We start from the raw sequence: 19,435 nt of genomic DNA on the forward strand, positions 1-19,435 counted from the left end.
TTCATGTCGATGATCTGCGCGAGCCCCGGACTGCACGCGTTTGGCGGTGATCAAGTCTTGTCAAGCTTTGACCACCGCGAGATCGAAAGGATTGGCCGAAAAATCTCCTCGCGGACGACACTCATGTCTTGAGTGACCTCACTGAAGACACTCGGAGGCCGAAGCCGAAGCTGGGTGTTTTGCCTTGGAATGAACACCGGGCTCGTTTCCGGTAGGCCATCCAGGTCCATTGTTTAGGGCTGTCTGGAGGATGACGAGCAGGGCGGATAGCCTCCGATCTGCTCAAAAGGACCGGCCGCCACGTGCAATTTGTACGCGACGGCCGGTCCGGTTCATCCTGCTTTTGATTACGCGAGAGACGCTCCGTTCCAGGAGCACGCGCAATATTTCAAAATGGACACTTCTGGTCGAAGGACGGGGCTCGCTTTTCCAGGAAGGCGTCGATTCCCTCCCTACCTTCAGGGCCTGCAAACCCGATGAATTCAAACGCCAGCGACGCATCGAAGATTGGCAGGGCTTGCTTGATCCAGTGGTTCAGCATCATTTTCGTCCAGCGCTGCGCGGTGGGGGCGCCTTGAGCGAGACGAGAGGCAATCTCCACGGCGCGAGCCTCGACCTCTTCGTCCGGCACAGCAAGGGAAACAAGGTTCATCCGTTCAGCTTCTTCGCCGGTGAAACTCTGAGCGGTCAAGAGATAATACTTGGCCTTGGCCATGCCACACAGCAGAGGCCAGATAATGGCCGCATGGTCTCCTGCCGCGACTCCGATCTTCTGATGGCCATCTGAAAAATTGGCATCTTTTGATACGACGGATATATCGGCTAGCAGTACCGTTGCTAATCCTGCGCCCACAGCCCAACCTCGAACTGCCGTAACAATTGGTTTGCGGCAGTCAAGCATATTTGTGACGAGGTCTCGAGACTCCTTCATAGCTCGCATTCTCAGTGCATAGTCGTCGCAGACCTTGCGTTCATGTTTTAGATCGCCACCCGCCGAGAACGTCTTGCCGTCGCCAGTGAAAATAACGACATTTACATTATCGTCGGCGTCGATATCCCGCCAAATCTCGGAAACCTCGCGGTGCATTTGGGCATCCATTGCCCCCATCTTCAACGGTGAGCGCATCGTAATGCGCAACACCCCTGTGGCCGGATTGTCGAATGCGAGTCGTTCGTATCGTGCGTAACGGTCTGTCATGTCTTCCCTCCTCGAAAAGTGGCTGGGGTTAATAGCGGCATCGGATTAGATGCATCTCTATCTCTCTCCGCAAAGTCCATGCCGGACACGGAGAAGCGACGCTGATATTGGCGATCAACTGCAGATCGTAGCTCCCCGCCCGTCACGCGGCACCCCGATCTCGATCCTCCCGCTGTCGGTGGTTACCGTCCTGGAACCATAGGATATGGCCATCAAGATGTCTGGGTCCGGGGCTAGGCACCGCCATAGGCGGGATTATCGATGATCTGATGGAGGGTCGAATAGCGCGGGCGACGCCAGACGATGCTTCCGTCGGTGCATCTGGCAGGAAGGTCGAGCCCGCACTCGAGGAACCAGAGGAGCGCCTGACGGGCGCTGCCGATCTCGGCCACTTTATCGAAGACAAGTCGGATCGCCTCCTGCCACGGCGATCGGGGTCCTTTTCCAGCCGGTCGCCTACCTTGACGAACCCGACCGGGGCCGCGACGACAAGTTCTCCACGCAGAGCTTTCGCATGACGAGCCGCGAGCGAACGCTGGCGCAGGAGATCGAGTTCGTACTCATTGAGGCTGCCCTTAAGACCCAGCAGCAGACGGTCGTTACCCAGTCGCGGCGCGTAGACGGTTTCCTGGTCGATCAGGAGCGTGTCGACCACACGGCACATCTCGACAAGCTGTTGCCAGTCGTGGCTGTTACGGGCAAAGCGCGAGACCTCCCGCGCGGCCACCTTCCGCTCGAAACCGGGTCGGGTGACGCCGCCGGCCGCCGAGCGGCCGAGATCCCCGTGGATGATGTCAATCTCTGACCAACCGAGTTGAGTGAGGCGGCCGCGCATCGCGTACTGCAGCGCCCGGCTTTCGCGATTGTGCGGAACCTGGTGCGCGAAGGATTGCCGGACATAGAGAACTGCCTTGCGTGCCAGATGCTGGGCGCCGATCTTCTTAGAGTTCATAAGCGTTCTCCCGAGGGTCGTCGGTTTGACCGCCGGCGTGATCGGCGAACAGGCGAGCCATCAGGCTGGTCAGTTTTTGCCGCGTCGCCGTCGGTAGCTCGCTCCAGTCCGGCGTCGGAGGAAACCCGGTCGGCGGCTCCATCTCGAATAACTCGAACTGGCGATTCGGAATTTTGGTCTGAAAGTGGCGGTGGCGTCCCATGGCGATCTCCACGATTCTCGTCGGGAGAAGTTACCGTCAGGCTCCAGATATTCTCACACGGTGTGGCACAGGCGCTGACATTCGAAAGGAGAAGCCGGAGTGCGGCGATAGCGCGAAGGTCCCCCACAGGACCCGGCGCGAAATGCATCGTCAAACAGGCGGAGGCATCGAGCATCCACACCGGAATTTCCAGAAGGCGGCCGCCTTGTTGACCCGCCTTGCCGCATCGAACAACCGCGCCGTCCGCTTTCTCCAAAATGTTGTGAACGCAGATTGTCTTGCCAGCCCAGGGATGCCATGCATGCGAAACCGTCCGCTCGTCGGCGGCCTCGGTAACGTCGGGGGTTCTGTCGTTCGGTTTTACAACAAACGCAGGCTTCATTCCGCGCTCGGATATCTGAGCCCGCAGCAGTTCGAAGATTAACACATCCGGCAGACTGACAAAACAGCAGCTTGATCAGTGTCCACCCTCAGGGCGCACTCCAAACCAGGGTCCCGATTCCGTGGTGATTGACATTACGGCCGGCCGAGGGGGATGCCACTGCCGGCTACAGCTCAGCCTTTGGCGCTGTATAACCGGAACCCAGCGCGAGATTGCCGCCATCAACCGAGAGTGTGATGCCGGTAGTTGAGTCCGACTCGTCGGACGCCAGGAACAGGATTGCCTTGGCGGCATCCTCGGGTTGTGCCCCCCGGTTCAGAGGAATGCGCGCGACACGCTGGCTCATCATCTCTGGGTTCCTCTCCATCACTGAACGAGCAAGGTCCGTCCATGTGAAGCCCGGCGCTACGCAGTTGACCCGTATGTTGTATTGTCCCCAGTCGATAGCGAGTGACTTGGTGAGTCCCACTAATCCGTGCTTGGCTGAAACATAGGATGCACTATTCGGCATCGCGGCGAGCCCAGCGCCGGAACTTACATTGACGATTGAGCCTTTTCGGTTCGGAATCATGGATGCCACGGCGACAGTCTGGGCCCAGAAGAAGTGTCCGGTGAGGTTTATGTCCAGTTCCCTGCGCCAATGCTGTTCTGGCATGTCCGTCGATGGCATTGTCACCTGCTTGCCTGCATTGTTGACCAGCACGTCGATACGGCCAAAAGCAGCCAGGATTTCGGCCGCGTTCGCCTTGACGGTGGCGAAATCGCTGACATCACCAATCACGCTAATGGCCTGACTGCCTTGCGAGCGGATGGCATCCACCGCCGCGTCCGCTAATGCTTGATCCAGATCACAAATCGCAACCAAGGCGCCTTCGGCCGCCGCCCCCTTTGCTACGGCGAACCCGATACCGCGAGCCGCTCCGGTGACGACAACTACCTTGTTCTCGAACCTCATCTTAAATCCTTTCGCGGACCGTTCGCCCGCTCCTGATGCTTGGCACAAAACAGGCCCGGGGCGGGCGGGCGTGTTGCTTCGTTCTGCCAGATTGATGGTGACGGGCGAGCTCCGATGGCTGCTTGTCCAGAAATGGGGCCGCTACCTCATCAGGGCCGGCAGGTAGAGCGCTAGTGCCGGGAACAAGACAATGATGGTCAGCGTGACGACATCGGTCAGCACGAACCAGCTAGCTCCCCTAAATACTTGCGACAGAGAAACGCTGGAACCCAAGGCGCTTTTGATGACGAAGCAGTTCATCCCAACAGGGGGGGTGATCATGCCGATTTCCAGAAGCTTGATGGTAAGGATGCCGAACCACACCATGTTGATATCTAGGCCCTCGAGGATAGGCATGAAAACCGGGATAGTCAGCAGCATGATCGCAGTGCTCTCCACGAACATTCCCAGAATGATGTAAAGCACGGCGATCACGGCGATCACTGCAAGCGGGGAATCGACAACAGAGAGCATGTAGTCGGCGAGGACCATTGGTAGTGTTGTGAGGCCGAGAAACACGGAGAACATCACCGCACCCACCGCAATCAAGAGGACCGTGCTGGTTCCTTCCGCCGTGTCGATTAGGGCTTCGATCAATGCTTTCCGCGACATCGACCCGCGGGCGATCGCAATGAGAATTGCCAGAACTGCACCGACCGCACCTGACTCGGTTGGCGTGAATACCCCGGTGAAAATGCCGCCCATCACGCCGAGGATCAGAATTGGAAGCGGCCATATATCCCGAATGGCCACCCAGAATTCGGCGCGCGAATAGACACGATTGCTGATAGGCCCAAGCGCGGGGTTGAGCCAGGTTCGAACCGTAATCATCATTATATACATCACTGCGGTCAGAAGTCCGGGAATTACGCCTGCCATAAACAGATCGCCGATGGAGGTTCCCGTAAAGATTCCATAGATGATCATCAGGATGCTGGGAGGGATCATCGATCCAAGCGTGCCCGCCGCGGCGACGGAACCGGTTGCGAGGCTTGGCTTATAGTTGGCTTTTAACATTTCGGGGACCGCGATCTTCGAGAAGGCGGCGGACGTCGCAATGCTGGAACCGGAAGCTGATGCGAACAGCGCGGAAGCGATCACTGTCGCAGACGCCAGACCGCCTGGAACCCGGCCTACGAGGATTCTCGCGCTCGTGAACAGGCCAGTGGTCAAACCACCGCGAGAGGCGATGTACCCCATGAGAAGGAACATGGGCACCGCGCTGAGGCTCCATTGCGCCACGAAGTTGTGGGGCACGGTACTCAAGATGCCAAATGCGGCCGTGAGGTTCGTGAGCCAGACGGTCCCGACGAACGCAACCAGGCCCAAGGCCACACCAACCTGCATCCTGAGCGCGATTAGGACCAGGACGGTTATAATTCCGACAACGCCGATTTCGACTCTATCCATTATACGCCTTCCCTTGCGACTTCCGCTTCGATCGTGTTTGGATGTTGTGCCGTCAACTCCGCCCAATCGCCTCGCGTCAAAGTCTGGACGGTTCGTAAGACGCTCACGAGTGCGGCTAAGCCGAAGCCGGCCGGCAGCAGGAATGCGGCGGGCCATACGACAACGATGATTTGTCCATCGATGTAATCGCCTTTCCAGAACGCGCTCAGGGCATCCTCGAATGAGCGGAATGCGAGGAAACCGAAAAATGCAGTCTGGCCCACATAAGCAATAAACATGGCCGCGCGGCGAATTGGCTCGCTGAACCGCAAGTAGAATAAATCGACGCTGATACCACTATTGCGTATCTCGACCAGAGGCAGCGGTAGAAAAACGGCAGCGACCATATAATATCTTGCCACTATCTCTGCCGTTCCTGGTACCGGCTTGTTGATGAGCGCGCGCATTAGCACGTCCGCCATTACATGTACCATCATCGCCAGTATCAAGGCCGCAGCGAGCCACATAAGGGCGCGTGAGGCAGCCGATAGAGTCTTGTCAATAAAATCCACTGAACCCTCCCGAGGGCGAATTGGCTTGGTCCGGTCGCGTACGCAACAGTGCAGACATCTGCCCCGAACTCAGCAAAATTCATGCCAAAGAACAGCAAACGAAAGCGTATCGCTTCAAGCGCGGACAGCGAACTGTAAAACGAGCGAGTGCGCTTCACAAAATGAAGATTTTCTGCATAGCCACTGCGCCAGGACGCTGGTGTTCCCGATCGTGACAGCGGCATGTCTTCCTTGCGGGCACTCAAACACGATAGCGACTAAAAATGGTAGATGGCGCCGCGTGAGCGGGACTGCCCGTATTGCGCGTCGTGGCGACCGCACCTCATGAAGATCGGCGCGTGTCTATATGACGCGGCGGTTGGCGTGATAATTGCGGGGCCTTCGGGGAGGATGCCTTGCATGTAAGGATCCGCTAACGAGAACCGGGTGGCGCCGTATACCCCCAGGGGAATGGCACCGGGCGTTCTGACGATGGGAGAAAAAGATGAAATTTGGACGACTGTCTGCGGCCGCGCTCGCGCTGACCGCTACGCTTGGTGCTTCGTCGCTGCGGGCTGAGGATTTCACCGCCGCCACGTACAATGGTGCCAACTCGCCAATGGCTGATTTTTTGAACGACTTTGCCGCCAGGGTAAAGGCAGGGTCGAATGGCGCGATCGGCTTTCAGGTGTATTCGGGAGGTTCACTTCTGCCACCGGAGGGCTCCCTCTCCGGACTCGTTGCTGGTGTTGCTGATCTTGCCCAGGTCACTGGTAACTATATTCCAGCCGACGTGCCGCTGACGGCAACGCTGGCCGACGTTTCCTTCGTCGCCGACGACCAGATGGCGCTGGCATTTGCATACGTTGAAACCAAGCTTTTGAACCAGCGCCTGCTCGATGAGGCGAAGAAAGCCGACGTCGTCTACGGCAGTGGTTTTTCGATCGGCATCTACAGCTACATCTGCGCAAACGAGGTCAATAAGATCGAGGATCTGGTCGGCAAGAGGATCCGCACAGCCACGGGCGCTCACATCGCCTTCTCGAGCGAGATAGGCGCCGTTGCGGTTCAGGTTCCGGCCACAGAAATCTACACGGGCCTGCAGCGCGGGTCGATTGATTGCGCAGCGGGAAGCCCGGAGTTCCTAACCACCTTCTTCAGGCTCACGGAAGTGGCCAAGTCGGTGTATCTGATGCCGCTGGGGTCGAATGCCAATGACGGCTATTACTTCAACAAGAATTTCTGGCAAGCGCGCAGTCTTGATGAGCGCAAGCTCATGCTGAAGGAGCTTTCTGCGGCGACGGCAAGAAGCATGATCGCCCAGGTGGCGAGCGTGGAAGAGGCTTGGGAGGCTGCCCGCGCCGCAAACATCAGGCTCGTCGAGCCGGAGCCGGAGGCGCTGGAACGACTCAAGGCTTTCCAGGAGAAATTCCTCGCGGAGCTTCCGAAGACGACAATGGAGAAGCGCGGCGTGGAAGATCCAACCGACGTTATAAATTCCATGATCGAACTTCAGGCCAAGTGGAAGAAACTGCTGTCGGAGATCAACGCCAAGGACGAGGCAGCCGTCACTGCGCTCCTCGACCGTGAGATCTTTGATAAGATCGACGCCGAAACCTACGGCATGGACGACTGAGCACACGTCTTTCACGGCGCAAGAAGCGAAGGCCGCGCCATGCGCGCGGTCTTCATCTCGACCTGTATTCCAGCTAATGGTCTCGGCTTGCCGCCTAACGGGGAAATCCGAAAAGGCTTCCCCTCACAAAGTGGTGTCGCTGGCAGACGGGTTCTTCCTCAATTTGTGTGGCACGGTGGCAGCATTCGTGCCAGTTCAGGATCTGCCCGACCGTACAACACACGCTTGAGGGACTTGAGGCGGTTGATCTGATCTTTGATTTTGGCGGGTTCGGTGGTCCACAGGAGCTCTATGGCGTTGTTGACGACATCGGATGTCTCTCCGCAAGACACGGGCGAGCCGCATAACAGGGATGCAGTCGGGCCGATTGCGTCGTCGAGAGGTAGCGCGGCTGATCGGAGCGCTATTCAGTGAGAACATCAAGTCCCTGACCGGTGAAACCATCTATATCGACGGCGGCTAGGGATCGCTCACTAACGCCCCTGTGCGTACGCCGCGCGGACTTCGGAGCGGCGTGAACGCGCCGGCACCATGCTTTTCTTCCAAATGGCATGGCTCTTGCGTCCACTAGTTGACACCGTGCGTTGGCCGGTCGATATCGGAGCAAACACCATGACTACGGAACTTTACGAAAAGGGTCTCGCCGTCCGGCGCGAGGTCAACGGTGACGAAATCATCGACCGAATCTTCGAGACGGCCGATGATTTCTCGATGCCGATGCAGCAATTCGTGACCGAATATTGCTGGGGTGCGGTGTGGACGCGCCCGGGTCTGGACCGTCGCAGCCGCAGCATTCTCAACATCGGCATGCTGGCCGCAGCCAACCGGCCGGATGAACTTGCCGGGCATATACGCGGCGGAATCCGCAACGGCCTGACCAAGGACGAAATTCGCGAGTGTCTGCTGCAGATTTCAATCTATCTGGGTATGCCGTCCGGTCTGAGCAGTTTTCGGATCGCCCGCAAGGTGTTCGATGAAATGGGCATCTGACGGGCAGCCAGCCAGATTTTGCTCACGCTAACACTCAGAAAGGATGAAGAAAGTGAAGATCGGATTTGTTGGCCTGGGGCGTATGGGGAACGGCATGGTTCTGAACATGCTCAGGGCGAAGTTGCCGCTTATCGTGTTTGATCTCAACGCTGAAGCGATGGCCCGCGCATCAACAGCGGGAGCTGAGCTAGCTGACTCTATCGCTGAACTTGCGCAGCAAGCGGATGTGATATTCACTTCGCTGCCCGGTCCGCAGGAGGTCGAGGCGGTGGTGCTGCGACCGGGCGGAATTCTGGAGAACATGCGCCCGGCCAAGTCGCTGTTCGATCTGTCCACCAACGCCCCAGCGACCATCCGCAAGATCGGCGCTCTCGCCGAGCAGAAAGGCGCGTATTTCTTTGACGCTCCGGTGAGCGGCGGTCCCGCTGGTGCGGCGTCGGGCGACCTTGTGATCTGGATCGGTGGCGACCGGCAGAGATATGACGCGCATCTTTCGGTTCTGGAGTCTTTCGCCAATCACCCGCGACATGTCGGAGCGCTTGGGGCAGGTACGGTGATCAAGCTGTGTCACAACATGTTTGGCGCCACCTTGCTTGCCACGCAGGCGGAGATCTTCTCGCTAGGAGTCAAGGCAGGCATCGATCCGCTCGATCTCTGGGAGGCCCTGAAACTTGGTGTAGTGGGTAAACAGTCGCCGCTGGAAATGCTGACCAAGCAATTCCTGCCCGGAGAATATGACAAGCCCGCCTTCGCGCAGAAGCTCGCGCTGAAGGACGTTCGTCTGGGGACCGAACTCGCCCGCGAACTGGCGGTGCCAATGCGCATCATCAATACAACCTTCGCCGACATGACGGAGGCTGTGAACAAAGGCATGGGGGATCAGGACTCACGTGCCTTCATGAAGCTGCAACTCGAGCGCGCTGGAGTCAGCATCGCGGTCGCTCCTGAGCGCATCGACCGGGCAATCAATGCCCAGAAGAGGTAGCTGTTCAGCATTACCAGCAGCCCACGTGAGTATTTCCTGCCACCCGGTCGAGACGAGCGCCTAGCTGCCCTTTGCCCATAAGGATCAAACCCGAGATGATGTCACGAACTGAGGCGGTATCCCGCTATCCTGAATTGGGGCAGTTGATCGGAGGCACGTTCGAGCCGCACGGCGGTCGGGAGATGCTGGATGTCGTCGATCCCGCGACGGGCGGTGTCATTTCGCAGGTGCCGATGTCGACTGAGCGCGACATCGACCAGGCCTTGCGGCTGGCCGAGCATGGGTTCGGCATCTGGAGCAGGACCCCTGCCGTCGAGCGCGCAAAAATATTGCGCAAGGTAGCCGACACCATGCGCGAGCGTGCCCACGAACTGGCCGCCCTGGTGGTGCTCGAACTCGGAAAGCCGTGGCGCGAGGCGCTGGGCGAGGTCGAGGTGGCTGCCGGCATGTGGGAATGGGCAGCGGAAGAGGGACGTCGTGCCTATGGCCGAGTGGTGCCGCCGCGCGAAGTCGGACAACGACAGTTTGTCTTGATGGAGCCGCTCGGTCCGATCGCCGGGTTTGCCTCATGGAATGCACCCCTGGTGACGCCCTCGCGCAAGATGTCCGGCGCGCTCGGCAGCGGCTGTTCGATCGTTCTCAAGGCATCGGAAGAGGTTCCCGCCTGTTGCCTGGCCATTGGCAAGATTGCCTATGAATGCGGCCTTCCGGAAGGCGCGCTTTCTATCCTGGTCGGCGACCCCGTGCTTGTCAGCTCCCGTCTGATCGACAGCCCGGTCATCCGGGGCATCACCTTCACAGGCTCGACCCGGATCGGCAAGCTTCTGTCGGAGCAGGCCGTATCGCGCATGAAGCGGCCCATCATGGAACTCGGCGGCCATGCGCCGGTCCTGGTATTCGAAGATGTGGACGTCGAAGAGGTCGCAAGAGCGGCGACAGCAGCCAAATTCACCAATGCCGGGCAGATCTGCGTATCGCCGACCCGATTCTATGTTCACAAATCGGTCTACGCCGATCTGGTGGACGCGATGAAGGGAGAAGCCGAAAAGCTCGTTCTGGGCTGTGGCTTCGATTCCGAGACCACCATGGGACCGTTGAGCAGCAGGCCCCGTCTTGAAGCGCTGGCCGATCTCGTCGATGATGCCCGCAAACATGGTTTGCGGGTCGCCAGCGGTGGTCTCTCGGCAGGCGGGCCTGGCTTCTTTTACGAGCCCACGATCCTGGCGGATGGGCATGAACAGGCAAAGGTGTCCCGCGAAGAGCCGTTCGGACCGATTGCCGTGCTGTCACCGTTCGAGACATATGAGCAGGCGATCGCCTTTGCCAACGGAACCGATTTCGGATTGGCGGCCTACGTTCAGTCATCGAACGCTCAGATCCTCAATCGGGCAATCGACGATATCGCGGCGGGAATGGTCATCTGCAACGGCTGGCGAGCGGCGACGCCGGAAACTCCCTTTGGTGGCGTGAAGGACAGCGGTTTTTATTCCGAAGGGGGGATTGAGGGGCTGCGTGCTTTTCAGAACGTCAAATATGCGTTCATAGGCTAGACGGCATGGCGCTTGCATTGGTCCCAGTGCCGCTGACGGCGGTAGTCGGAAGTTTTGGAGGAAAGCATCCATGAGTGACGATACAGACGTCGAATATGAGGTTTACGCGATCAGATATGCTCAGGAGAGCGATCGCAAGCTCTGGGAGAATTACGTATGGCCGGTACCTGAGCCGCGCGACCTCCATGACATGCATATGCCGCTCGACTATTTCGTCTGGATGCTGCGGGGCGGAGGTCGCACGATCATTGTCGACACCGGATTCGACGAGAAAGAGGGCGCCCGCAGGGGACGCGAGATTCTGTTTCCGGTGGCGCAGAGCCTGAAGGCCCTTGGCGTCGATCCGGGCACTGTCGCAGATGTCTGCCTCACCCATCTGCATTGGGACCATGCGGGCAACCATGATCTTTTCCCGAATGCACGCTACCACGTGCAGGACCGAGAAATGCGCTACTGCACAGGTCGCTGTATGTGCCATGCGCCTTTGCGAAGAGGTTTTTCGGTGCAGGACGTCACCGCCATGATCGGCAAGGTCTATGACGGGCGCGTGCAATTCCACGATGGCGTGGGCGAGATCGCTCCCGGCGTCACTGTCCACTGGGTCGGCGGACACACGCGCGGCCTCCAGTTGGTTCGGGTCAGGACTCGGCGCCAGTGGCTGGTGCTGGCATCAGATGCTAGCCACTATTATGCCAATATGGAGCGGTCGCATCTGTTTCCCTCCATTCTAGACGTCGAGGACATGCTGAACGCCTTCAAGACCATCCGCAGCCTTGCCTCGTCCGACAATCATTGGATTCCGGGACACGATCCGCTTGTTTTGAAGCGCTACCCGGCGGTTCATCAAGATCTTTCCCATATCGTGCGCGTCGATTGCGAGCCGATCGCCAGCTAACATTATCCGGTTCTTAGTCAGATAGCGTCGCCAAACTTGAACGAAGCCAACTCGTCTTTTACCGGATCGAGCCTTCGGGGCGATCCTGCGTCATGGGCGTGGTCGCGGGTGCCGGCGACAATTTGAAAGCCCGTGCGGTGGCCGATCAACTTGCCACGGCTTTCGTCTGCGGAACAAGCAAGCGGGTCGTTCGATGAACGGGGAGCGGTCGACATGATACCTCCTCCGAGGACGATAGCGGTGGCAGGCATCGTCATGACAGCGTCTGTGGGATCATCGGTCATCGCGCGCGCCGATGGCGCCTATCGTACCTGTATCGAAGCCAGCGACGGGTCGAACCAGGCCTGGCTGCAATGCGGAAACGCGCTCGTCGACGGTGAGAAGCGGAAATTCGAAGTCGCCTGGAACGCGCTGATCGACGGCCAGAAGGGCCGGCCCCGTGACGGCCTGTTCGCCGAGCATCGGACCTGGCTTCAATTCAGCGATGCGGCCTGTGAATTCTACAACAATGGCGATCTGGGGCGGGAGGGACAGGTGCTGAGTTATCCTACCTACAAGGCGAAAGCCTATGCCGACCGCACAATCGGCTGACATGCGAGCAGAAGTGTGCATCGACGGCCGGTGCAATTGCTCGTGCTGGCATCGGCTCGCAATGAAATGCCATGGCCTCATCCACGTCTGAAATCTGTGCCATCTGTCTCTTCTCAGAAAAATTTTTCGATAGCGGCAAGCTTCGAAAGCGAGGTTGAAACCGAGCTGGGCTATGCCGCCATCGGCGTCGGAGGCGAGCATAGCCGGAAACGGGTGAGCCAGCGTCGGCGCAGGTTCGCAGTTTATCCGGCCTTCGCGGGAGCTATTCAGATAGTCGACCTTATGCGGAAACCCAACGTAGCATGGCCGAAACGCGCGGCCGACAAGGTCGCATCGACGAGTGAGCGAGTGCTTTGTTCGCTGGCGCCGGGCGCCGAGGCAAGCCCGTATCGCCAGTTCCTCTGCTTCCGTCGGTCCGAGTTCCACCTCTTCAGCCACCATCAGATATCCAATGCTGCTTTCCGGCCGTCGAAGAACGCATAAGGTGCTTGCCGTGGCGCCGCACAATCGCCGATCAGGCGTGTCACCAATCCCAATTCTGCTAAGCCCGGCATCAGCCAGTCGGCTGGAAAATTCGTGGTTGCCGTCACCAGCGCGTCGGCTTCGACGAAGCGGCGCCCAGCGGTGTTATGGTCGAGAAGGACAGCACCGTTTCCGCGCCATTCGGCGATGCTGGATTCGACGATCCACTCTACGCCGAGCTTGCGCAACGCCTGGCGCAACGGAACGTCAGCGGCGGTTCTTTGCAACTCCTTGCCGACGAACGGGTCCGGGGTGACGATCGTCACTTGGTGGCCGTCCTCGGCCAGCTTCCAGGCAGTGCCGCAACCGCGCCAGCCACCGCCTTCATCGAGGAGGAGAACACGCGGGCCGGGCCGCGCCTGCCGGGCCATGACAGCTTCAACCGTGAAGACATTGCCCTTCTCGATACCCGGCATGGTTTCGAGCGTCGGCAGCGCCTTCTGGAAACCGGTCTCGGGGGCGTAGGAGCCGGTCGCTACCACGACGACATCAGCTTCGGAAGGGTCGATGTCGTGGGCCTCGACGTAGGAATTGAGGCGAACCTCTACGCCGAGCTTTTCGAGTTGGCGTTCATACCAGGCGATCAGATCGAGGATCTGCGCGCGCCGAGGCTGCATTCCAGCCAGCAGGAAATTGCCGCCGAGATGGCTTGATGCTTCGGCCAGCACGACCTTGTGGCCACGTTCCGCCGCGACCCGTGCCGCCTCCAGCCCGGCGGGTCCGCCGCCGATGACAAGTACTTTCTTTTTGACATCAGCAGGCGTGAAACGATCGCCCCCCCATTCGAACTCGCGCCCGGCGGAAGGATTGATGAGACAACTGATCCAGTAATCGCGCGAGCGGCGCCCCCAGCACATCTGGTTGCACGAGATACAGCCCCTTATGTCTTCCGCATGCCCCTCACCAGCCTTTCTGGCAAGGTGCGGGTCAGCGATCTGGCCGCGCACGATCGAGACCAGATCGGCTGAGCCCTCGCCGAGCACCGTTTCCCCGTTCTCGGGTGTCCGGATATGGCTTTCGACGGTAACCAGCGCGTTCCTGACGACGCCCTTCAGGACGGCGGCGAGATCGACGCCCAGTTTTTCCGGATAGAGGAAGGTCGGCATCAACTTGTAGAAATCGAGATAGCCGCCCGACCCGCAGGTCACATAATCCATGAGCCCCAGTTCGTCGTGCAGGCCGACGATCTCGGCGAGTTCGTCGCGCTGAAGGGCCACCTTCACGTCCGGCTCGTCGCTGACGGCGAGGCCAATGATGAAGTCGGGCCCGCAAACCTCTCGTATGCGGGTCAGGATTTCCCGCGACATGCGGGTACGGTTTTCGAGCGAGCCGCCCCATTGATCGTCGCGCCGGTTGCACCACGGCGTCCAGAACTGATCGACCATGCCGAGATAGGCGGCCCACACCTCGACACCGTCGAAGCCGGCCTCCCGGCAGCGCCGCGCGGCCTGTACGAACCCGTCGATCGTTTCCCGGATTTCCGCTTCCGTCATCGGATGCGAGCCGTCGCTGTCGTGGTAGCTGGGTTGACCGGACGGCGACCAGTGAGGGTGGAAGGAATTGTCGGAATCCCCATGCGCTCCGATATGATAAAGCTGCTGAATCGCGACAGCGCCATTACCCTTGATCGCTTCCGTCACGCGCCGAAAATAAGGGATCACGCCGTCGTCACAAGGACGAAAATTCCCGCGCGTCAGGACGGCCGCCGGGTGCACGGGCATCGGTTCGACGACGATCATCGCCGCGCCGCCCATGGCGCGTTCCGCATAGTAGGCGACATGCCGCTCAGTCGGCACGCCATTTTCCGCCATATTGGCGGTGTGGGCGCCGAAGACGATGCGGTTGCGCAATGTGTGGCCACGAAGCGTAACTGGAGAAAAGAGGCGGGGAAAGTGCGTCGACATCTCGATTTCCCATAAGGTCTCGTTACTGCGGCTTGTAACCATGCCGGGCAAAGAAGCGGTCAAGCTCGCGTTTTTGCGGCAGCTGACCGGTGTAGATCGCGATGTACTCGGGAATGCGTTTCATGCGATCGGCGATATCCTCCGCGGACTGCATGGAGATATAGCCGATCTGCACCAGGTATGTCGTTCGGGCGTGGACGTCCGCTACGCTTTCCGTATAGCCGAACCGCACGAACATGCGGGTCAAGGCCTCGAGGCGCATCTGATCGGCTTCGCGAACCTCGGCGAGGATTTTCGGTGCCTGCAGCGCCCAACTGCGCACTGCGAACTCAAACTGGGAATCGAACAGGTCCTTGCTCAGCCAACAGTCGAATACGTTGAGCATCGCCTCCGCCAGGCTTTCGGCATAAGCTTCCGTCTGCCGGATCAGGTTGCCCGTGTTCTTGTCGCGCCACCGCGCGACGAGGGCCGACAGCAGTTCCTCTCTATCCTTGAAGAACCAGTAAAAGCTTGTCCTGGAAATCCCCAGCCTCTTGGCCAGAGGCTGGATCTTCACGGCCTCGACGCCGTGATCCAGCAACGCATCCGCAGCGGCCTGGAGCCAGACCTCCGGAGAACCGCGCCAGCCGCTGTCATTCAATACTTGCTCCACGTTCATTCTCCTAGCGATCCGGGCAGCCAAAAACAAGAAAAATGTTCATCGATGTCAATTCTCCTGACGCTAATGTTTTCGCAATTGACATGAGTGAACATCTTGACCTAGCTTGATCGCTACACATTCCAGATGGAGTCCGGCAGTGTCCAACGACCCTCTCCTTCAGCCATATCAACTCAAGCATCTCAAGCTTCGAAACCGTATCATAGTGACTTCCCATGAGCCGGCCTACCCGGAAGACGGGATGCCGAAAGAACGTTACAGGGCCTATACCGTCGAACGGGCCAGGGGCGGTGTCGCGATGACGATGACCGCCGGATCGGCGGCGGTGTCGCGCGACAGCCCGCCCGTCTTCAACAACCTCCTCGCCTACAAGGACGAGATCGTCCCCTGGATCAGGGAAATGACGGACGCGGTGCACGAGGAAGGTGCGGCGATCATGATCCAGTTGACCCATCTTGGCCGGCGCACGCGCTGGGACAAGGGCGAGTGGCTTCCGGTCGTCGCTCCCTCCCACCACCGGGAGGCCGCGCACCGCGCCTTCCCGAAAAAGATCGAAGACTGGGATATCGAGCGCATCATCAAGGATTTCGCGGATGCCGCCGAGCGCATGAAGGCCGGCGGCATGGACGGCCTCGAGGTGGAAGCTTACGGCCACCTCATCGACCAGTTCGTCTCGCCGCTCACCAACGAACTCGACGGCCCCTATGGCGGGCCGCTCGAAAACCGCATGCGCTTCTGCCTCGATGTCTTTTCGGCCATGCGCAAGCGCGTCGGCGACGACTTCATCCTGGGCGTGCGCTACACGGCCGACGAACGGCTTCCCGGCGGCACGGGCAAGGCCGAAGGCCTCGAGATCTCGAAGCGCCTCAAGGATAGCGGGCTGATCGACTATCTGAACGTCATCCGCGGGCACATCGATACGGACCCTGGCCTGACCGACGTCATTCCGATTCAGGGCATGGCGAGCGCGCCGCATCTCGATTTCGCGGGCGAAATCCGCGCCGCCACCAACTTCCCGACCTTTCACGCCGCGAAAATCCCGGATGTCGCCACGGCCCGGCACGCGATCGCCTCGGGCAAGATCGATATGGTTGGCATGACCCGCGCCCATATGACGGACCCGTACATCGTGCGCAAGATCATAGAAAAGCGCGAGGACGATATCCGCCCCTGCGTCGGTGCCAACTACTGTCTCGACCGCATCTACCAGGGCGGCATGGCGTTTTGCATTCACAACGCCGCCACGGGGCGCGAAGAGACGATGCCGCACGTCATGCCGCGAGCGAAGGACCGCAAGAAGGTCGTCGTCGTCGGGGCGGGGCCCGCAGGCCTGGAGGCGGCGCGCGTCCTGGGCGAGCGTGGGCATGAGGTCGTCCTCTTCGAGGCGGCAAACAAACCCGGCGGCCAGATACGCCTCACCGCTCAGAGCGAGCGCCGCCGCGAGATGATCGGCATCATCGACTGGCGCATGAACCAGTGCGGCAAGCTCGGCGTCACGTTCCGCTTCGATACCTGGGCCGACGCCGACACGCTTGTCGCCGAGGACCCGGACGTCGTGATCATCGCAACGGGCGGCTTGGCGCATACCGAGGTTTTGTCGAAGGGCAACGAACTGGTCGTCTCCTCTTGGGACATCCTGTCCGGCGACGTGAAGCCGGGCACGAATGTGCTCATCTTCGACGACGCGGGCGACAATGCCGGCCTGCAGGCGGCCGAAGTGCTGGCCAACGCCGGCGCGAAGGTCGAGATCATGACGCCGGACCGCTCATTTGCGCCCGAAGTCATGGCGATGAACCTCGTCCCCTACATGCGCGCCCTCCAGAAACTCGACGTGACCTTCACCGTCACCTGGCGGCTGGAGTGGGCGGAAAGGAGCGGCAACCAGATCGTTGCCCATATCGGCAGCGACTATGGTGGCGTAGCCAGGGAACGGCTGGTCGACCAGATCGTCGTCAACCACGGCACCATTCCGCTGGACGAGCTCTACTTCGAACTGAAGCCCCGGTCGCGCAACCACGGGGAGATATCGCACGATCAACTGATCGCCGGCGAGACGCAGACGGTCGTTCGCAATCCAGAAGGGAAATTCCAGCTGTTCCGGATCGGCGACGCCGTATCCGCCCGCAACACGCATGCCGCCATCTACGATGCGCTGCGGCTGGCAAAGGATATCTGACCACCCGACTTCGCACTTCAAATCGTACCGCTCCATTGGCCGGACAACATCCGGCTTCATCTGGCAGGACCATAAAAAGGAGGAAGATATGGGATTTTACAGAAGTAACGGCGACCGTGTTCCGCCGGTCATCGAGAAGATGGCCGAAGAAACCCGATGCGGGCGCATGGACCGACGCGAGTTTTTGGCGTTGGCGAGCGCACTCGGCGCTTCGACCGCGTTTGCCTACGGCATGATCGGCCTTGCCGCACCGACGCCGGCTCTCGCACAGGAAGCCAAGAAAGGCGGAACGCTGCGGGTGGCCATGCCGGTTAAGGCGCAGAAGGACCCGCGCACCTACGACTGGGTCGAACTGGCGAACATCTCGCGCACATGGCTGGAACCACTCGTGCGTTACACCCGCGAATTCACGTTCGAGCCGGTGCTGCTCGAAAGCTGGGAGGTCAATGACGACGTCACCGAATATGTCCTGCATGTGCGCAAGGGCGTGACCTGGAACAATGGCGATGCCTTCAACGCCGACGATGTCGCCTACAATATCGGCCGCTGGTGTGAGAAGGCGGTCGCAGGCAATTCCATGGCCGCCCGTGTCACCTCGCTGACCGACGAGGCGACGGGGAAAGCCAGGGACGGCGCCATCACCAAGGTGGACGACCATACGGTCAAGCTCAAGCTGAGCGAGCCGGACATTTCGCTCATCGCCAATTTCACCGATTATCCAGGGCTGGTCGTGCATCGCAGCTTCGACGCTGGAGGCGCCGATCCGGTGGCCAAGCCGATCGGCACCGGGCCGTTCGAACTCGTTTCCTACGACGTCGGCACGAAAGCCGCCGTCAAGCGGCGTGAGAACGGAAAATGGTGGGGCGGCGAGGCGCCTCTCGACGGCGTCGAGTTCATCGACTACGGCACGGATTTTTCGGCCACGGTCAATGCTTTCGAATCCCATGAAATCGACATGAACCTCGAAACGCCGCCGGACTTCATCGATCTCCTCGGCGGGACGGATCTTGTGAGTTCAGAGGTCGCGACCGCGACCACGCTGGTTGCCCGTACCAACGTCACCCACAAGCCCTACGACGATCAGAAGGTGCGCAATGCGCTGCAGATGGCCGTCGACAACAATGTCGTGCTCCAACTCGGTTACAGCGGTCGCGGAACGGTCGGCGAAAACCATCATGTCAGCCCGATCCACCCCGAATATTATGAGCTTCCGAAGAAGGAGCGCGATGCGGAGGGTGCCAAGAAGCTCATGGCCGAAGCCGGGCAAGCCGATTTCGAGCATGAACTGATCACCGTCGACGACGATTGGCAGAAGAATACGGGTGATGCGCTGGCGGCCCAACTCCGGGAGGCAGGGATCAAGGTCAAGCGTACGGTCCTGCCAGGCTCGTCCTTCTGGAACGACTGGACGAAGTTCCCCTATTCGATGACGATCTGGTACATGCGTCCGCTCGGCGTCCAGGTCTTGACACTGGCCTACATGACAGGCGGCGCCTGGAACGAAACCGGCTATTCGAACCCGGATTTCGACACCAAGCTGAAAGCGGCGCTGTCGCTCAACGATGTGGAGAAACGACGCGAGGTCATGAAGGACCTGGAGACGATCCTGCAGGATTCGGGCGTCATCATTCAGCCGTTCTGGCAAAAGGTCTTCAGTCACATGAGCAAGAACGTAAGGAACTATGGAGTGCACCCCACATTCCAGATGGACCTTCAGACCGTCTGGCTCGACGCCTGATCCTTCCCGGGTGAACGTCTGCCGGCTCCCAGTGTCCGCGTTGGAAGCCGGCAGACGACCTTGCCGCAGCCGTTTACGGCCGGGCTTTCTCCGACCGCCGAACCTCCGTTCCTCACGTCAAT

At 59.8% G+C, this 19,435-nt stretch carries 18 protein-coding genes and 2 pseudogenes; 8 read left to right on the forward strand and 12 right to left on the reverse strand.

Annotated features, from left to right (window positions below; genetic code table 11):
• Positions 1–50 precede the first annotated feature (50 nt).
• The 7 genes from ACX3P0_RS21325 to ACX3P0_RS21355 all read right to left on the reverse strand — a co-directional run bounded on the left by ACX3P0_RS21325 (position 51) and on the right by ACX3P0_RS21355 (position 5,689).
• On the reverse strand, positions 51–230 hold the full coding sequence (locus ACX3P0_RS21325; protein ID WP_459091684.1) for an aldehyde dehydrogenase family protein: 180 nt from the start codon (positions 228–230) through the stop codon (positions 51–53).
• A gap of 158 nt (positions 231–388) precedes the next feature.
• A complete protein-coding gene (locus ACX3P0_RS21330; RefSeq protein WP_459091686.1) occupies positions 389–1,198 on the reverse strand; it encodes an enoyl-CoA hydratase/isomerase family protein in 810 nt (269 codons plus the stop codon).
• Positions 1,199–1,340: 142 nt separating this feature from the next.
• Positions 1,341–2,150 carry a recombinase family protein gene (locus ACX3P0_RS21335; protein WP_459091688.1) on the reverse strand — a complete coding sequence of 270 codons (810 nt, stop codon included), beginning with the start codon at positions 2,148–2,150 and terminating at the stop codon, positions 1,341–1,343.
• Positions 2,140–2,352 (reverse strand): hypothetical protein, encoded by a 213-nt coding sequence (locus ACX3P0_RS21340; RefSeq protein ID WP_459091690.1) that lies wholly within the window; start codon positions 2,350–2,352, stop codon positions 2,140–2,142. Before ACX3P0_RS21340 ends, ACX3P0_RS21335 begins: the two co-directional genes overlap by 11 nt.
• A gap of 548 nt (positions 2,353–2,900) precedes the next feature.
• Complete coding sequence (locus tag ACX3P0_RS21345) at positions 2,901–3,689, reverse strand: SDR family NAD(P)-dependent oxidoreductase (protein ID WP_459091692.1); 789 nt, start codon at positions 3,687–3,689, stop codon at positions 2,901–2,903.
• Between the two features lie 141 nt (positions 3,690–3,830).
• Positions 3,831–5,138, reverse strand: coding sequence for a TRAP transporter large permease (locus ACX3P0_RS21350; protein ID WP_459091694.1), 1,308 nt, complete (start codon positions 5,136–5,138; stop codon positions 3,831–3,833).
• Positions 5,138–5,689, reverse strand: coding sequence for a TRAP transporter small permease (locus ACX3P0_RS21355; RefSeq protein ID WP_459091696.1), 552 nt, complete (start codon positions 5,687–5,689; stop codon positions 5,138–5,140). Before ACX3P0_RS21355 ends, ACX3P0_RS21350 begins: the two co-directional genes overlap by 1 nt.
• A gap of 484 nt (positions 5,690–6,173) precedes the next feature.
• Here ACX3P0_RS21355 and dctP point away from each other — a divergent pair, with 484 nt between their 5' ends.
• Positions 6,174–7,304: a TRAP transporter substrate-binding protein DctP gene (gene dctP / locus ACX3P0_RS21360; RefSeq protein WP_459091698.1), complete on the forward strand. Its 1,131-nt coding sequence runs from the start codon at positions 6,174–6,176 to the stop codon at positions 7,302–7,304.
• A gap of 158 nt (positions 7,305–7,462) precedes the next feature.
• Here the strand turns inward: dctP and ACX3P0_RS21365 are convergent.
• Positions 7,463–7,664, reverse strand: a pseudogene (locus ACX3P0_RS21365) (ISL3 family transposase); the annotation flags it as partial.
• A gap of 252 nt (positions 7,665–7,916) precedes the next feature.
• Here ACX3P0_RS21365 and ACX3P0_RS21370 point away from each other — a divergent pair.
• The 4 genes from ACX3P0_RS21370 (at position 7,917) to ACX3P0_RS21385 (ending at position 11,724) form a co-directional block, all read left to right on the forward strand.
• Positions 7,917–8,294, forward strand: coding sequence for a carboxymuconolactone decarboxylase family protein (locus tag ACX3P0_RS21370; RefSeq protein WP_459091700.1), 378 nt, complete (start codon positions 7,917–7,919; stop codon positions 8,292–8,294).
• Positions 8,295–8,346: 52 nt separating this feature from the next.
• Positions 8,347–9,279, forward strand: a complete 933-nt coding sequence (locus ACX3P0_RS21375) for an NAD(P)-dependent oxidoreductase (RefSeq protein WP_459091702.1) — start codon at positions 8,347–8,349, stop codon at positions 9,277–9,279.
• Between the two features lie 95 nt (positions 9,280–9,374).
• Complete coding sequence (locus ACX3P0_RS21380) at positions 9,375–10,829, forward strand: NAD-dependent succinate-semialdehyde dehydrogenase (RefSeq protein ID WP_459091704.1); 1,455 nt, start codon at positions 9,375–9,377, stop codon at positions 10,827–10,829.
• A gap of 70 nt (positions 10,830–10,899) precedes the next feature.
• A complete protein-coding gene (locus tag ACX3P0_RS21385) occupies positions 10,900–11,724 on the forward strand; it encodes an N-acyl homoserine lactonase family protein (RefSeq protein ID WP_459091706.1) in 825 nt (274 codons plus the stop codon).
• Between the two features lie 17 nt (positions 11,725–11,741).
• Here the strand turns inward: ACX3P0_RS21385 and ACX3P0_RS21390 are convergent, their stop codons facing one another.
• Entirely contained in the window at positions 11,742–11,939 is a 198-nt protein-coding gene (locus tag ACX3P0_RS21390; protein WP_459091708.1) for a hypothetical protein, read from the reverse strand.
• Here ACX3P0_RS21390 and ACX3P0_RS21395 point away from each other — a divergent pair.
• Positions 11,938–12,315: a lysozyme inhibitor LprI family protein gene (locus ACX3P0_RS21395; RefSeq protein WP_459091710.1), complete on the forward strand. Its 378-nt coding sequence runs from the start codon at positions 11,938–11,940 to the stop codon at positions 12,313–12,315. The two genes, ACX3P0_RS21390 and ACX3P0_RS21395, sit on opposite strands and share 2 nt — an antisense overlap.
• A gap of 141 nt (positions 12,316–12,456) precedes the next feature.
• On the opposite strand, the pseudogene ACX3P0_RS21400 reads toward ACX3P0_RS21395, so the two are convergent.
• The 3 genes and pseudogenes from ACX3P0_RS21400 to ACX3P0_RS21410 form a co-directional block, all read right to left on the reverse strand.
• Positions 12,457–12,753 (reverse strand): annotated as a pseudogene (locus ACX3P0_RS21400) (Ldh family oxidoreductase); the annotation flags it as partial.
• A 2-nt stretch (positions 12,754–12,755) separates the two neighbouring features.
• The gene (locus ACX3P0_RS21405) at positions 12,756–14,741 is read right to left on the reverse strand and encodes an oxidoreductase (protein ID WP_459091712.1); all 1,986 of its coding nucleotides are present in this window, start codon (positions 14,739–14,741) and stop codon (positions 12,756–12,758) included.
• Between the two features lie 22 nt (positions 14,742–14,763).
• Positions 14,764–15,393, reverse strand: coding sequence for a TetR/AcrR family transcriptional regulator (locus tag ACX3P0_RS21410; protein ID WP_459091744.1), 630 nt, complete (start codon positions 15,391–15,393; stop codon positions 14,764–14,766).
• Positions 15,394–15,538: 145 nt separating this feature from the next.
• Between ACX3P0_RS21410 and ACX3P0_RS21415 the strand changes: the two genes are divergently transcribed.
• Positions 15,539–17,575, forward strand: a complete 2,037-nt coding sequence (locus ACX3P0_RS21415) for an oxidoreductase (RefSeq protein WP_459091714.1) — start codon at positions 15,539–15,541, stop codon at positions 17,573–17,575.
• A gap of 88 nt (positions 17,576–17,663) precedes the next feature.
• Positions 17,664–19,313: an ABC transporter substrate-binding protein gene (locus ACX3P0_RS21420; protein ID WP_459091716.1), complete on the forward strand. Its 1,650-nt coding sequence runs from the start codon at positions 17,664–17,666 to the stop codon at positions 19,311–19,313.
• Positions 19,314–19,435: the final 122 nt, after the last annotated feature.

This window comes from Mesorhizobium sp. A556, assembly GCF_054489545.1.